We start from the raw sequence: 14333 nt of genomic DNA on the forward strand, positions 1-14333 counted from the left end.
ATGCCGTCTACGCCCGAAGCGGTGGAGCGCTTCGTGGACCGGCGTATTCTTTTTGGCCCGGGCAAAGCGGCCAACGCTGGCGGAGTCGCGGTTTCCGGCCTGGAGATGGCGCAGAACAGCATGCGTTACAGCTGGACCCGCGAAGAGGTCGACCAGAGACTCCAGATCCTGATGAGGAGTATCCACGCCGCCTGCGTGGAAGCCGCGGAGCGATTCGGCACGCCTCACAACTACGTGAACGGCGCCAACATCGCCGGCTTTCTCAAGGTAGCGGATGCGATGCTGGATCAGGGGCTGGTCTAGCTTACCGGCCTCCGAGAGGACCTCTATCTCGATGTTAAGGGTCTGATTTCGCTATCGCTAGAGATCCCGAGGCAGCAAGCGGGGCGCACCTTCGAGGAGCACGGCGCCGAAATGCCGCTCGTCGATGGTTGCGATGGCGTCCGCACGAGTCCGCTCGGCAATGGCCATGACGATCGTGTCGACGAGCCCCAGCTTCAAGTCTTTGTATTGGCGGTTGAGCTCGTCGGCTCGTCGGAGGTCTTCGTCCACGCCCCAGTCCGTGCGAAACGATCCGTTCGCGATGTCGGAGACGAACTCCCGTTCAGCATCGATGCCAACGTAGCTCGTTAGCAAGTAGTCGACCTCGGGCAAGATCGCCCATGGCAACAGCCACTGGTAGGGGTCCTTCTTGAAGAGCGCGAGGAGAGCTCGGTGATGTGCGTCGTCCCGATCGATGAGGGCCACGACGGCTCCGGTATCGGCGACGATCATCGACCCAAACCGTCGAGCAGCTCCTCGGCGCGCTCGCTGATATCGCCTCTTCCGCTGTGCCCGGCACCGAGACTTCTAGGAGCCCGGCGCGGTCCGTGGTGACGCGCGTATTCGGCCACGGCTTCGCGCACCAGCTCGGCGGCAGGCCGATTCTGTTCGCGGGCTAACTCCTTGAGCCGGCTGTACTCACGATCCGTCAGATACACGGTGGTCTTGATGAGTGCCATATATGGCAACCATATATGGCACAGTTGGTTTTGTCAAATGGGCGCGAGCGGTTCTTTCCGACCGCCTCGGCGGCACGGTCGATCAGAGCGCGTTTCGACCTGTCGGCGCGCTAGATCATCACCGTGCTCGCCATGAATTCCTGCCCCTCTTCTGAACCCACTATAGAGAACTGCATAAACGTTGTCGATACCGTGACTACGGCCTTTCCGAGAAGAACGCGAGCTCGCGGTCATGCCCGATGGTCGGGACGACGAGGGGCCCGGTCGAGATAGCGGTTGAAGCGCTCGCAGGAGCATTTCGCGACGAAGAGAGGCCACCTTCGGGTACTGGCGGGGCGTTTCCGTCACCTTCTCGCACTCAACTCGGTCCAGACCGAGTAACTTTTCTACACACTCCCGACTGCGAGCGGCGAGCCAATGCGCTTTCGTGGACGATCAAGGCGGCCGCTTGGCGGGTCTAATGCGTCAGATACGCGAATACGTTGACCGACGCACTCCGGTCGGTTGTGTTGTAGAGGAAAGCTCGATAGCGGGGAAACGCCACCGAGAGTGCCGCGCGGGAGCCGCTGAAGTAGAGACCGCCGGTGGGCACGGGCTCTGCCACCGCTTCGAGGGTCAGGTGCACTTCCCCTTCCGCCAGGGCGCTCAAAACATCCTCATCCTCGGGAACGAGGATGAGGCCGATGCTGCCCGGGGCGCTTGGAGCGCCTCGCAGTTGCCCATGCAGGCTCAGGACGACCGAGGTAAATCCGTCCGTCTCCAACATCCCTGCCTCGGTCCAGAGACTCGGTTGGTCTCGGCGGGCGGACGCCACCACCACGTCCATCAGGCTCTGCGTATTGGAATGGGGGATGGGCTTGGCCACGGTGACGTCCCCTATCACCGGGTGAGGGTTCTCCAGGTTGACCACGACGGTCTGGGTCAGCTGCTGGAGCCCCAAGACCGAAAGGGCTCCGAGCCCACCCGCTAACATCAAGTCGCCACGCATGAGCTACTATAATTCACCCGTGCCCGGACGACTCGCCATCCCGGTAGACGAGCTCTCTCCCCGCTCGCGACGCTTCCTCGGCTTCCAGGACTTGATGCAGCAAAGGGTGCAGGATGTTCTGCTCGTCGCCACCTTCTATGACTACTACACCCTCTCGCAGGATGGACGTCTCAACGAACAATTCCTCAGCGAGTTCCTCGAGCTCAACCTCCGCCATACGCCCAACATAACCCGGGTGTTCACGGGTAAGGAGGCCGTCGCGCTGGCACGCCAGTCTTATCGATACAACCTCATCATCACCTCCATCGAGCTCGCGGACATGAACGTGCTCCAGCTCGTCGCTGCGCTCCGTCGCGAGGGAATCCAGACTCCCGTAATTCTCCTGGCTTACGATCGACGGGGGCTCCAGGAGTTCGTCGCGCGAAACGACATGTCCTCGGTCGAACGGACTTTCCTGTGGCAGGGTGACGTCCGGATCCTGCTCGCCATCGTCAAGTACATGGAAGACCGGATGAACGTCGAGCACGACGTAGGCGTCGTGGGGGTTCCCGCCATCATACTCGTCGAAGACAACATCCGGTACTACTCGTCGTTCCTTCCGGTGATTTACACCGAGCTGGTCAAGCACTCGCAGAGTCTGATGCCCGAGGGTCTCAACCTCTCCGACAAGCTCATGCGGATTCGTGCGCGCCCCAAGATTCTCCTCTGCACCGACTACGAGGAGGCCATCGGATATTTCGAACGGTACTCCGACGAGATCCTGGGCATCATCTCCGACGTCCAGTTTCCCCGCGGCGGCAAGCCCAGCCGCGACGCGGGCGCCCAACTCGCCCAGGCGGTCCGCCAAGCTCGGCCGGATCTTCCCATCATGTTGCAATCGAGCCATCCGGAGAACGAGGCGTTGGCGCAGTCGGTAGGAGCGTCGTTTCTCTTGAAGGGCTCCCCTCGCCTTCTGAACCAGGTACGACGCTTCATGGTCGAAAGCCTGAGGATCGGTGATTTCGTGTTTCGCCTTCCCGACGGGATGGAAGTGGGAAGGGCGTCGGACCTGAAGACGCTCGAGCATCTGCTCGAAACCGTTCCCGCCGAGAGCATCGCCTACCACGGCAAGCGCAACGACTTCTCCAACTGGCTCAAGGCCCGCACCGAGTTCGCGCTCGCGGACAAGCTGCGTCCTCGCAAGGTGTCGGAGTTCGCCTCGCTCGAGGACTTGCGAGAAATGGTCGTCGAAGCCATTGCCGAGTATCGAATGGAGCGAAACCGCGGCGAGGTCGTCGATTTCGATCGTGCGAGCTTCGACGCGACGGCAAGCTTCTACCGCATCGGCGGGGGCTCGCTCGGGGGCAAGGCTCGAGGGCTCGCTTTCATTGCCAAGCTTCTCAATCAATATGACATCGACCGCTTCTTTCCCGGCGTGAATATCTCCGTTCCCACATCGGTCGTCCTGGGAACCGAGGTGTTCGATCGATTCATCGAAGACAACGGGTTGGCCGACTTCGCCCTTCAGTGCGATTCCGACGAGGATCTCCTCCGGCGGTTCCGGAGGACGTGGTTTCACCGCGAGCTGAAGAAGGACCTCAAGGCTTTTCTCACAAGACACCAGTACCCCCTCGCGGTGCGCTCCTCGAGCCTGCTCGAGGACTCCCAGTTTCAACCCTTTGCCGGCGTGTATGAGACCTATATGCTTCCGAACGATCACCCGCGGATCGATGTCCGGCTCGAGCAGCTCCTCTACGCGGTGAAACGCGTCTACGCCTCGACGTTCTCCGCGAGGGCGAAGGCATTCTTCGACGCCACCCAGTATCGGCTGGAGGAGGAGAAAATGGCGGTGATCGTCCAGAAGGTGGTCGGATCTCCGCACGGCCCGAGGTTCTATCCCGATTTTTCCGGCGTCGCCCGTTCCTGTGATTTCTACGCGAGGCCGCCAGCCAAGAGCCAGGATGGAATCGCCGCCGTGGCCCTCGGCCTGGGAAAGACGGTGATGGAGGGCGGGGCATGCGTTCGCTTTTCGCCGAAGTATCCGCGCCATCTCCTCGAGGCTTCCTCGGTCCGGTCCCTCTTGGAGAACTCCCAGCGGCAATTCTACGCCGTCGACATCGGCCCGAGGCCTCGAGCCGATTCTGCGGGCGTGCATCCATGGGATCTATCGGCAGCCGCAGAGGATGGAACCCTGTCGCTTCTCGCGTCGACCTACTCCCCCGAGAACGACGCGGTCTACGACGGCGTCTCGCGAACGGGAATCCGGATCGTCACTCTCGCTTCCATCCTCAAGCATGATGCTTTTCCGCTTGCGGAAATCCTCGAAATACTCCTCGAAATCTCCAAGCGGGGAACCAGCTCGGATGTGGAGCTCGAGTTTGCCGTCGATCTGACGTCCACTCCCACGGGGAAGCGAGAGTTCGGCTTCCTGCAACTTCGCCCCCTCGCCCTCACCGGCGAGCTGGACGATGTCGTCATCGGAGAGCTTGACCCGGATACCGTTCTCTGCCGGAGCCAGAGCGTTCTCGGGCACGGCCTGCTGCGAAATCTCTACGACGCCGTGGTCGTGGACTATCACCGTTTCGAGAGATCCGAGAGCCGGAAGACCGCCGAGGTCGTGTCCCGGCTCAACGCCGGCCTGCGCTCCGAAGGACGGCCTTACGTCCTGATCGGCGTGGGTCGCTGGGGCTCCAACGAGCCAACGCTCGGGATTCCCGTCACCTGGCCGCAGATCGCCGGGGCTCGCGTCATCGTGGAAGCCGGCTTTCGCGACCATCACGTCTCACCGTCTCAAGGGACGCATTTCTTTCAGAACTTGAGCTCGAACAACGTCGGCTACTTCACCGTCAACCCCGAAGCGGGTGAGGGATATCTCGACTGGACCTGGCTCGCGGCGCAGCCGGCACGGTTCGAGGACGGAGCCGTTCGGCACGTGCGCCTGGATGCTCCCCTGTTCGTGAAGATGGACGGGAAGAAGCGTGAAGGCGTGATCCTCAAGCCGGGGCTCGGGGAAGCTCACCGGTAAGCTAGAAAGCGAGGCGCCTTGCAGGGAAAGAATCTGGAGCCGAAGCACTTCCGATGGGAGATCCAGGGTCCGGTGGCGACGATCACGCTGTCGCGTCCGGAACGGAAGAATCCCCTGACCTTCGAGATCTACGCGGAGCTCCGTGACACGTTTCTCCAATTGGTCGAAGTCGATGACGTACGGGGTATCGTCATCGCCGGCGATGGGGGGAATTTCTGCTCCGGAGGAGACGTCCACGAGATCATCGGGCCACTCACGAAGATGGACATGAAAGGCCTGCTTCGCTTCACCCGGATGACGGGCGACCTGGTGAAGGCGATGCGTCGCGCCCCCCAGCCCATCGTCGCCGCCGTCGACGGCGTTTGCGTCGGGGCCGGGGCGATCCTGGCGATGGCCAGCGATCTCCGACTCTCGACTCCCGAGAGCAAGACCGCTTTTCTTTTCACCCGGGTCGGGCTCGCCGGATGTGACATGGGAGCTTGCGCGATGCTTCCCCGTATCATCGGCCAGGGACGCGCCGCGGAGCTCCTGTTCACCGGGCGAACGATGAGCGGGACCGAAGCCGAGCGCTGGGGGTTTTACAATCGGCTGTGCTCGTCCGAGACCCTCGTGAAGGAAGCCCAGGAGCTGGCCCTCTCGCTCGCATCGGGACCCAGTTTCGCTCACATGATGACCAAGACCCAGCTCGACCAGGAATGGGCGATGAGCCTCGAGACGGCGATCGAGGCCGAGGCCCAGGCACAGGCCATCTGCATGCAGACGTCGGACTTCGAGAGGGCCTACCGTGCTTTTGTGAGCAAACAGAAGCCCGAGTTCGAGGGGAAGTGATGTCGCACCTCGAATGGCCCTTCTTCGACGAGCGACACCGGCTTCTGGACCAACGCATGGCCGCCTGGATTCCCTCAGGCCTCGGCTCCATCGACGATACCGCGGACGAACGGCGAACCTGCGCCCGGCTCGTGAAGGCCCTCGCCGCCGGGGGCTTTCTCGCTCCTTCAGACGTGCGCTCGCTGTGTCTTCTTCGCGAACGACTCGCTCATCATCATGGTCTGGCGGACTTCGCTTTCGCGATACAGGGTCTCGGCAGCGCCCCCATCGACGTTTTCGGATCCGAAGCCCTCAAGGAACGATACCTTCCCGGAACCCGCAACGGTGAGCGAATCGCGGCCTTCGCTCTATCCGAGCCCGACGCGGGATCCGACGTGGGAGCCATCTCGACCCGGGCCGAGCGATCGGCCGACGAATACGTCCTCAACGGAGTCAAGACCTGGATCTCGAACGGCGGTCTGGCCGACTATTACGTCGTCTTCGCCCGAAGCGAGGAGACTCGCGGTACGAAAGGCCTGAGCGCCTTCGTGGTGGAGGCGAACGACCCCGGGTTTCACATTGCCGAGGAAATCGAGGTCGTGGCCCCGCACCCACTTGCCACTCTGGCGTTCGAGAACTGCCGCCTGCCGGCGCATCGCCTGGTAGGCCAGCCGGGACAGGGTTTCGAGATCGCGATGGCGACCCTGGACATCTTCCGCTCCACCGTGGGTGCCGCCGCTCTCGGCTTCGCCCGTCGCGCCCTCGACGAAGCGATGGCCCGCGTCGAGAGTCGAGTCCAGTTCGGCCAGAAGCTGGCCGACTTCCAGCTGGTGCAGGCGAAGCTCGCCGACATGACGACGGCCATCGACGCCTCGGCTCTTCTCGTCTATCGAGCGGCCTGGCTCAAGGATCGAGGCGCCGGGCGAGTGACCAAGGAATCATCGATGGCGAAGATGTACGCGACCGAGGCCGCCCAGCGCGTCGTCGACGACGCCGTACAGCTCTTCGGCGCCGCCGGAGTCGTGAGGGGAAGCGTGGTCGAGAGGCTCTACCGTGAAGTTCGAGCGCTTCGAATCTACGAAGGCACCACGGAGATCCACAAGCTCATTCTCGCGCGTCAGACCCGTGCCGAATACTCGCGGCGATGACGATTCCCACTGGAAAGACGGCTCACACGGATCCATTCGTCCGCGATCATCTTCCCCCGAAAGACGACTGGCCCGTTCTCCTGTTCGAGCTCCCCGAGCTCGCCTACCCTCCGCAAGTCAACGTCGCCTCGGAGCTCCTGGACGCGCATGTGATCGCCGGACGAGGTGACGCGCCCTGTCTCGTCACCGACACGGAGGTCTGGTCCTACGGCCGGCTCTACGAAGAGGCCAATCGAATCGCAGCCGTGCTGGTCGACGAGCTGGGACTGGTGCCGGGGAATCGCGTCTTGCTCCGCGCGCCGAACACCCCTTTGATGGTTGCCTCCTGGATGGCGGTGGCGAAAGCGGGGGGAATCGTCGTGGCAACCATGCCGCTCTTGAGGAGGCGGGAGATCGAGCTCATCGCTCAAAAGGCGAGAGTCGAGCTCGCCCTTTGCGACGCCCGTTTGAGCGAGGAGATCGCGTCGGTCGCCGCGCTGACGCGTATCGTCACCTTCGAGGAGCTTTCGAGGCGGGCGAAGACGAGACCTCCCCACTTCGCGAACGTGGCCACCGCGGTCGACGACCCGGTGCTGATCGCTTTCACTTCGGGCACCACCGGTCCCCCCAAAGGATGCGTTCACTTCCACCGCGATCTCCTCGCATCGGCCGACAGCTTCTTCAAACGGACATTGCCGTGCGATGCAGGCGACGTTTTCACCGGTTCGCCCCCGATCGCGTTTACCTTCGGTCTCGGGATGCACGTGGTATTCCCCATGAGGATCGGCGCGAGCACGGTGCTCATCGAGAAGCCGTCTCCCGAGGCGATGATCGAGAGTACCGCTCGCCATCGGGTAAGTGTTCTCTCGACCGCTCCGACCGCCTATCGCGCGATGCTGCCGCTGGTCCGGAGCAAGGATCTCTCGAGCCTCCGGCATTGCGTCTCGGCGGGCGAGACCCTTCCCCTGCCAACCGCTCAGGCCTGGGAAGAAGCTACCGGCCTCAGAGCGATCGACGGCATCGGATCCACGGAGATGTTTCATATTTTCATCAGTGCCGCCGGCAAAGACATCCGGATGGGGGCGACCGGCAAACCCGTTTACGGTTACGAGGCTCGGGTCTTCGACGACTCCCTGAGCCCGCTTCCGCCGGGAACGGTCGGCCGACTCGGGGTCCGCGGCCCGACCGGCTGCCGCTACCTCGAAGACGAGCGCCAGAAAGAGTACGTGCAAAACGGCTGGAATTTCACCGGCGACGCCTACCTCGTCGACGAGGACGGCTATTTCTGGTTCCAGGCCCGCGTGGACGACATGATCATCTCCGCCGGCTACAACATCTCGGGGCCGGAGGTCGAAGAGGCGCTCCTGGCCCATGACGCCGTGGCCGATTGCGCCTGCGTCGCCTCGCCCGATCCCGAGCGAGGCAATGTCGTCAAGGCCTTCGTCGTCCTCGCAGAGGGGCACGACCCGAACGACTCTCTGGCGAATGAGCTCAAAGAGTTCGTCAAAGCGCGCATCGCCCCGTACAAGTATCCGCGCAAAGTTGCGTTCGTCGAAAGCTTGCCCCGCACCGAGACCGGCAAGATCCAGCGGTTCAAGTTGAGAGAGCTCGAATCGGAGAGGAAGGGCCCATGACGATCCATCGCGTGCTCACGCCGGCCGGCTGGCCCCGTGGCCGCGGCTATTCCCACGGTATCGAAGCGCAGGGAAGCCTGGTGTTCGTGGCAGGACAAGTCGGCTGGGACAAAAGCCAACGTTTTCCCGAGACCCTTCTGGAGCAGCTGAGAAACGCTCTGGCGAACACCCTGGCGGTCCTGGCCGAGGCGGGCGCCGGACCCGAGCACGTCGTTCGAATGACCTGGTACCTTTGCGACAAGCGGGAGTACTTAACGCAGTTGCAGGAGATCGGGCTGGTTTATCGTGAGCTCATGGGCCGCAGCTACCCCGCAATGGCGGTGGTCGAGGTCAAGGGGCTCGTCGAGGATGGGGCGCGCATCGAGATCGAGACGACCGCGGTGGTGCCCCGGGACTAACCCGAGCGGCCCGAGCTATTCGGATTTCTTCAGCTTCTCGTTGAATTTGGCGAGGTTTTCCGCGTTCTCGAAGTAGAACACCCGGCGATAGGAATCCGCACCAATGACGGCCGTCGCCTTGTCGACCTCGTTCCCGCTCACGGGATCGACTCCGATTCGTAGACTCTCGTCTCGCGCCAGTCGTGCCTTGCACATCTCGCAGCAACCGTAATAGGTCTTCCCGTCGACGTCGACGCGAACCTGCTCTTTGTCGTAGGCGGCGTCGTTGACCATGCAAACGTACTCGGGCTCGACGACCTCGACTTCGTCGCCCGCCCAGCCGAGACCAGCCAGCAAGACCAGCAGCAGCAGCATCACCGATATCCGCGTCCGCATCGAGAACCTCCTGGAGACATTATATCGGGTCCCTGACTTTTCATCAGCCTGCTAGTCCTCCCGAAGCGCTACCAGGGGATCGACTCTCGTCGCTCGCCACGACGGAAGGAGGCACGCGAGGAGGGCTACCGCCGTGAGAGTCGTCGTGATGGCCGCAAGCGTCCAGGGGTCATTCGGCTCGACGCCGTACAGCATCCCCGCAAAAAAGCGGGTCACAACCAAGGAGGCACCGACGCCCAGGCCCACTCCCAACACCGCGGGCCTCATTCCCTGCAGGAGAACCAGGCGGAGAACGTCGGAGCTCCTCGCTCCGAGTGCCATGCGCAGAGCGATCTCGCTCGTCCGCCGCGCCACCGCGTAGGAGAGGACGCCATAGATTCCCAGAGCGGCAAGCAAGAGCGCCGCGGCTCCGAAGATCGAAAAAACGACCATCTGCAGCCTCTCGGTGGACACCGAACCGTTCAGGATGTCATTCATCGCTCGGGTGTAAGAAATCGGCTGGTCGGGGTCGACGGCCCAGATCTCGGCCCGAATGCGCCTCGCGAGGCCGGACGCGTCACCCCTCGCCCGCACGGCCAGGTCGCGGGGGTCGAAGAATCCGAACGACCGCTGGTATACCGTCACGTAGAGCGCGGGCACGGGCTCCCCTCCGCGCTCGAGCTCTCGAATGTCTCCCACGATCCCGATAATCTCGTGGGGCTCCCCCCAGATACGGAGCCGTTGGCCCACGGGCTCGACTTCCCCGAGAAAACGGCGGAAGAAACTCTCGTTGATCACGGCAGTGCGCGGCGAATCGGAGGAATCACCACGATCGAACACCCGCCCTCTCACCACCGGGACGCCCAGAGCTCGAAAATAATCCGGGGTCACGCTGCGAAAAACCGCGAACCGGTCCGAATCGGAAGGTTCCTCTCGGCCCTCGATCTCGAATGACGTGGAACCGCCCTGGAAAGTGAGCGGCAACATCGTCACGAACCCAGCCGATACGACGTCGGGAAGATGCTCGATTCGGTCGAGAACCTCCCGATAGAAAGCGACGCGCTGATGGGGCTCTTCGTATTTCGTCCGCGAGAGCTCGACCCGCATGGTTAGAACTTCCTCGGGCCGAAACCCGGGACTCTCGCGCGAAAGCCGGTAGAAACTCTGCAAGAGAAGCCCCGACACGGTGACAAGAACCAGCGCGAGCGTGACCTCGCTGACGACGAGAAACTTTCTCACGCCGGTGTGCGAGCGCGCGAGACCGACCGACCGCTGGCCTCCTTCGATCACCGAAGTCGGCAACCGACGACGGGTCAGCTCGAGCGCGGGCACCATCCCCAGGCCGAGGCCGAGCAGCGCGCACGAGGCCAACGTGAAAAGGACGGCTGCTCCGCTGATCCCGGCTTCGTCGAGGGCCAGGTGGGGCGGCGTCCAGGAGACGAACCATCGCCGTACCCATAAGGCCGCCAAGAGAGCCAGGGCACTTCCGGCAACGGCCAGCACCATCGCCTCGCTCAGGAGCTCGCCCGCGAGCCTCGCTCGGCTTGCACCGAGCGCCGCACGGATGGAGAGCTCTCGGCGCCGTGAGGTCCCACGAGCGAGAAGGAGATTCACGACGTTGACGCAGGCGATCAACAGAACTCCCACGATCGCTCCGAGGAGAAGAACGAGCGGACGCTTCATCGAAGCGACCAACTCCTCCTGGAGCGCAAAGACACCGACGGTCTCGCCGCTATTCGTCTCGGGATGAGCCTCGGCGACAAGGCGGCCCAGAGCCCGCATCTCTTCCCGGGCGCTCGAAAGGCTGACGCCGTCTCTCAACCGGGCAACCACGTCGAGGTAGTGCGAGCGGCGGGTGGAAGCTTCCTCGGTGCTCATCGCGTGCGGGACGTAGATCTCGGCATCCCGGCTGGGAAAGTGAAACTCCTGTGGAAGCACCCCTATGATTTCGTAAGGCACATCGTCGAGCAGGATGCGTCGGCCCACGACGTCGGGATCACCACCGAAGCGCCGGCGCCACAAGCCGCCCGTGAGAACCGCTACCCTCGGGGCGGATTCTCGATCCTCGTCGGGAGCAAAAACCCGACCGAGGGCGGCCTCGATATGGAGGGTCGAGAAGAACGTCGACGATGTCGAGTAGACGATCAAACGCTCCGGCTCGCCTTCCCCGGTCAGGTTCATACTGGTCTGATTGAAGGCCGCCATGAACTCGAAGCTGCGACTCGAGGCTCGCCAATCCGCGAAATTCCCCGGCGCCACGCTACCCCGGTCGAGCTCTCCCTGGCTTTCGATCTCGTAGAGCGCCACCAAGCGATCGGGTTCCTCGAACGGGAGCGGTCGCCACAACACCCGGTAGACGACGTCGAATACGGCGACCAGGGTACCGAGACCGAGTCCGAGCGTGACCACCACGAGGGCGGACGTCCCTCGACCGACCGTCGCGCTCCGCAGTCCGAAACGCAGATTCTGGAGCAACCTGTCCATGGTTCGTCTCTTCCGAAAACGTTTTCCGCCCGAACAACGCTCCCGCGCGGCGGTTCTCAACAGATCGATGAGGCCGCGGGAGGTGAGAGAAATCAGACCGGCGGGCCCCTTCTCGTCGAACGTTTCCTCCGTCAGCCTGTCGAAACACTTCTCGATGTCACTGCCGACCTCGTCGCGAAAGCCGCGCGGACAGACCAAAAGGAACGCTCGATAGAGGCCCCGGGACACCCCGAGCCACAACTCGCGACTCATCGGGAGGTCGCGAAGCCCTTCTTGCGAGCGAGCCGGATGAGCATCGCCATACGGTCGGTCTCCTCGAGCACCGCGGCCCGTCCGATGGCGGTCAACCGATAGTACCGTCGACGCTCGTCAGAAAAGCCGCCCTCCTGCTCGTCCGGCGCGGGACATTCCTCGATGGCGCGCTCGGCGATCAACCGCTTGATCGTGCTGTATAGCGTTCCCGGCAGGATCTCGATCTCCCCCTCGGTCCGGGTGGCGACGTCCCGCATGATGGCGTAGCCGTGTTTGGGGCCGTCGCCGAGCGAAACGAGAATGTGGTAGGAAGGATTCATCCTTCAACTATATTTACAAGAAATATAGTTGTCAATAATATACCGAGAGACTTACTCGGTTGGCGCGAAGCCTCCGAGGCGCTCTCTCAGAAAGGAAGAGACGTCGCTCACCGTGGCGAGCCGAAGAACCTCATCGGCAACCGTCCTCGCCTCTTCGGCCGATAGTTGCCGGATGACGTGCTTGGCCATGGGAATCGAGACGACGTTCATCGAAAGCTCGTCGATCCCGAGGCCCACCAGAAAAGCGACGATGAGAGGATCGGCCGCCATCTCGCCGCAGACTCCCACCTTGATCCCCGCGGCATGGGCCGAGTCGATGACGAACTTCAGAGTCCGGAGGATTGCGGGATGAAACGGCTCGTACAGGTAGGATACCAGGTCGTTAGCCCGGTCGACTCCGAGAAGATACTGGATGAGGTCGTTGGTGCCGATGCTGAAGAAAGCTGCCTCCTTGGCGAGAAGGTCCGCGGTGGCGGCGGCGGACGGCACTTCGACCGTGACTCCGCAGGGTAGGTCCTCATTGAACTCCAAGCCGTCCCGGCGCAGTTCACGCTTCGCATCCTCGAGAACGGAGAGAGCCTGGCGAAGCTCCCCCACTCCGCTCACCATCGGCAGCATGACCTTCACGTTGCCGCGTGCTCGGGCCCTCAGGAGGGCGCGCAGCTGCTCTTTGAACAAATCTCGATGTCTCAGAAGCAGGCGGATGGCGCGGAGTCCAAGGGCAGGATTCACTTCCGAATCCCCGGTGTCGTCACCGAGTTGCTCGGGAGACAGATCGAAAGCCCGCACGATGACCGACCAGGGTTTCATCTGCTCCGCCATGCGCCGATAGACAAGGTATTGTTCTTCCTCGCTGGGGAAACCGCTGCGTCCGCGTGTCAGGAACCACTCGGATCGAAAGAGCCCGATACCCTCGGCCCCGTTCCGTTCGGCGGTAGAGCACTCTTCGGGGAACTCCACGTTGGCCTGCAGCGCCACCCGATAGCCGTCGCGGGTCTCCGCGGGGAGGTTCCGCAAATGCGCGAGCTTGTGCTCGAGCTTCTTGAATTTCCGTCCACGCGAGCGGTACTCGCGCAGGATAGAACGGTCGGGATTGACGATGACGATCCCCTCGCTACCGTCGATCACCAGTGGTGCGCCGTGGGAGACCCGGGTCATCAAATCCCGCACCCCGACGACGCAGGGAATACCAAGGGAGCGAGCGATGATGGCCGTGTGATACGTGCGCCCGCCGGCCTCCATTGCCAGTCCCGCCACGTGGCTCCAGCCGAGCTGCGCGCTATCGGAAGGTCTCACGTTCTCGGACAACAGGATGTACTTGCGCTCCAACTTCGTGAGGACGGTGCTTCGCACTCCGGCGAGATTGCGCGCCAAACGACCGGTGAGATCGAAGATATCGCTGCTTCGGGCACGAAAGTAGTCGTCTCTCAAGCGATCGAACACCGCCACGAGCTCCTCGACCGCGACCTTGAGGGCCCACTCGGCGTTCACCCGCTGCTCGCGAATGACCTCCTCGATGCGGCCGATGAGAAGGGGATCTTCGAGCATGAGCGTCTGCGCTTCGAAGATATAGCCATGCTCTTCTCCCAGAGCCTCGACGGTGCGTCTCTTGATTTCCTCCAGCTGACGCTCGGTGAGCTCCCGTGCCTCGGAGACACGGGCCAACTCCTGAGGCACTTCCTGGGGGAGAAGGGACACGCGGAACAGCGGGGTCTCTTCATGTCGAAACAAGAGTGCGCGGGCAATGGCTACTCCAGGGGCGACCCCCGTTCCCTTGAGAATCAGCGGAGGGCGTGGATTGGTCCGCCCGGCCGGCTGCGATGGCGCGCTCGCGCTCAAATCGCCCTCTCCTATTCTCCCAGCCCCTCGGCCACGAGCTTCACCAGGGCTTCGAGAGCGTCACCTTCGTCCTCACCCGAGGTGGATATGGTGATCTCGCTCCCCGCGGCGGCCGCCAAGAACAA

At 62.8% G+C, this 14333-nt stretch carries 13 protein-coding genes; 6 read left to right on the plus strand and 7 right to left on the minus strand.

Annotated features, from left to right (window positions below; translation table 11 throughout):
- Nucleotides 1-303, plus strand: a 303-nt coding sequence (locus tag VEK15_28395; GenBank protein ID HXV64651.1) for a glutamate dehydrogenase, incomplete at its 5' end; no start/stop codon positions are given.
- Between the two features lie 57 nt (nt 304-360).
- Here the strand turns inward: VEK15_28395 and VEK15_28400 are convergent.
- From VEK15_28400 to VEK15_28410, 3 genes are all read right to left on the minus strand, one after another.
- Nucleotides 361-774: a PIN domain-containing protein gene (locus VEK15_28400; protein ID HXV64652.1), complete on the minus strand. Its 414-nt coding sequence runs from the start codon at nt 772-774 to the stop codon at nt 361-363.
- Entirely contained in the window at nt 771-1001 is a 231-nt protein-coding gene (locus VEK15_28405; protein HXV64653.1) for a ribbon-helix-helix protein, CopG family, read from the minus strand. The genes VEK15_28400 and VEK15_28405 overlap by 4 nt, the downstream gene beginning before the upstream one ends.
- A 457-nt stretch (nt 1002-1458) precedes the next feature.
- Nucleotides 1459-1989: a hypothetical protein gene (locus tag VEK15_28410; GenBank protein HXV64654.1), complete on the minus strand. Its 531-nt coding sequence runs from the start codon at nt 1987-1989 to the stop codon at nt 1459-1461.
- Between VEK15_28410 and VEK15_28415 the strand changes: the two genes are divergently transcribed.
- Genes VEK15_28415 through VEK15_28435 form a run of 5 tightly spaced genes read left to right on the plus strand, consistent with a single transcriptional unit; the run spans nt 1988 to nt 8959 of the window.
- A complete protein-coding gene (locus VEK15_28415) occupies nt 1988-4993 on the plus strand; it encodes a PEP/pyruvate-binding domain-containing protein (protein ID HXV64655.1) in 3006 nt (1001 codons plus the stop codon). The genes VEK15_28410 and VEK15_28415 overlap by 2 nt on opposite strands.
- Before the next feature lie 18 nt (nt 4994-5011).
- Nucleotides 5012-5821: an enoyl-CoA hydratase family protein gene (locus tag VEK15_28420; protein HXV64656.1), complete on the plus strand. Its 810-nt coding sequence runs from the start codon at nt 5012-5014 to the stop codon at nt 5819-5821.
- The gene (locus tag VEK15_28425) at nt 5821-6948 is read left to right on the plus strand and encodes an acyl-CoA dehydrogenase family protein (protein HXV64657.1); all 1128 of its coding nucleotides are present in this window, start codon (nt 5821-5823) and stop codon (nt 6946-6948) included. The genes VEK15_28420 and VEK15_28425 overlap by 1 nt, the downstream gene beginning before the upstream one ends.
- A complete protein-coding gene (locus tag VEK15_28430) occupies nt 6945-8561 on the plus strand; it encodes an AMP-binding protein (GenBank protein HXV64658.1) in 1617 nt (538 codons plus the stop codon). Before VEK15_28425 ends, VEK15_28430 begins: the two co-directional genes overlap by 4 nt.
- Nucleotides 8558-8959 carry a RidA family protein gene (locus VEK15_28435; GenBank protein HXV64659.1) on the plus strand — a complete coding sequence of 134 codons (402 nt, stop codon included), beginning with the start codon at nt 8558-8560 and terminating at the stop codon, nt 8957-8959. The genes VEK15_28430 and VEK15_28435 overlap by 4 nt, the downstream gene beginning before the upstream one ends.
- A 15-nt stretch (nt 8960-8974) precedes the next feature.
- On the opposite strand, the gene VEK15_28440 is transcribed toward VEK15_28435, so the two are convergent.
- The 4 genes from VEK15_28440 to ptsP are packed head-to-tail and all read right to left on the minus strand — an operon-like array spanning nt 8975 to nt 14208.
- Nucleotides 8975-9334 (minus strand): hypothetical protein, encoded by a 360-nt coding sequence (locus tag VEK15_28440; protein HXV64660.1) that lies wholly within the window; start codon nt 9332-9334, stop codon nt 8975-8977.
- A gap of 51 nt (nt 9335-9385) precedes the next feature.
- A complete protein-coding gene (locus VEK15_28445) occupies nt 9386-12049 on the minus strand; it encodes an ABC transporter permease (protein ID HXV64661.1) in 2664 nt (887 codons plus the stop codon).
- A complete protein-coding gene (locus VEK15_28450) occupies nt 12046-12369 on the minus strand; it encodes a PadR family transcriptional regulator (GenBank protein ID HXV64662.1) in 324 nt (107 codons plus the stop codon). Before VEK15_28450 ends, VEK15_28445 begins: the two co-directional genes overlap by 4 nt.
- 51 nt (nt 12370-12420) lie before the next feature.
- Entirely contained in the window at nt 12421-14208 is a 1788-nt protein-coding gene (gene ptsP / locus VEK15_28455) for a phosphoenolpyruvate--protein phosphotransferase (protein HXV64663.1), read from the minus strand.
- Nucleotides 14209-14333: the final 125 nt, after the last annotated feature.

The sequence above is a fragment of the Vicinamibacteria bacterium genome, assembly GCA_035620555.1.
Taxonomy (GTDB): Bacteria; Acidobacteriota; Vicinamibacteria; order Marinacidobacterales; family SMYC01; genus DASPGQ01.

Bases quoted from the DNA above. Each gene is read 5' to 3' on its own strand.
- VEK15_28400 (HXV64652.1), bottom strand. From the start codon at position 774: ATGATCGTCGCCGATACCGGAGCCGTCGTGGCCCTCATCGATCGGGAC.
- VEK15_28405 (HXV64653.1), bottom strand. From the start codon at position 1,001: ATGGCACTCATCAAGACCACCGTGTATCTGACGGATCGTGAGTACAGC.
- VEK15_28415 (HXV64655.1), top strand. From the start codon at position 1,988: ATGAGCTACTATAATTCACCCGTGCCCGGACGACTCGCCATCCCGGTA.
- VEK15_28410 (HXV64654.1), bottom strand. From the start codon at position 1,989: ATGCGTGGCGACTTGATGTTAGCGGGTGGGCTCGGAGCCCTTTCGGTC.
- VEK15_28425 (HXV64657.1), top strand. From the start codon at position 5,821: ATGTCGCACCTCGAATGGCCCTTCTTCGACGAGCGACACCGGCTTCTG.
- VEK15_28430 (HXV64658.1), top strand. From the start codon at position 6,945: ATGACGATTCCCACTGGAAAGACGGCTCACACGGATCCATTCGTCCGC.
- VEK15_28435 (HXV64659.1), top strand. From the start codon at position 8,558: ATGACGATCCATCGCGTGCTCACGCCGGCCGGCTGGCCCCGTGGCCGC.
- VEK15_28440 (HXV64660.1), bottom strand. From the start codon at position 9,334: ATGCGGACGCGGATATCGGTGATGCTGCTGCTGCTGGTCTTGCTGGCT.
- VEK15_28445 (HXV64661.1), bottom strand. From the start codon at position 12,049: ATGAGTCGCGAGTTGTGGCTCGGGGTGTCCCGGGGCCTCTATCGAGCG.
- VEK15_28450 (HXV64662.1), bottom strand. From the start codon at position 12,369: ATGAATCCTTCCTACCACATTCTCGTTTCGCTCGGCGACGGCCCCAAA.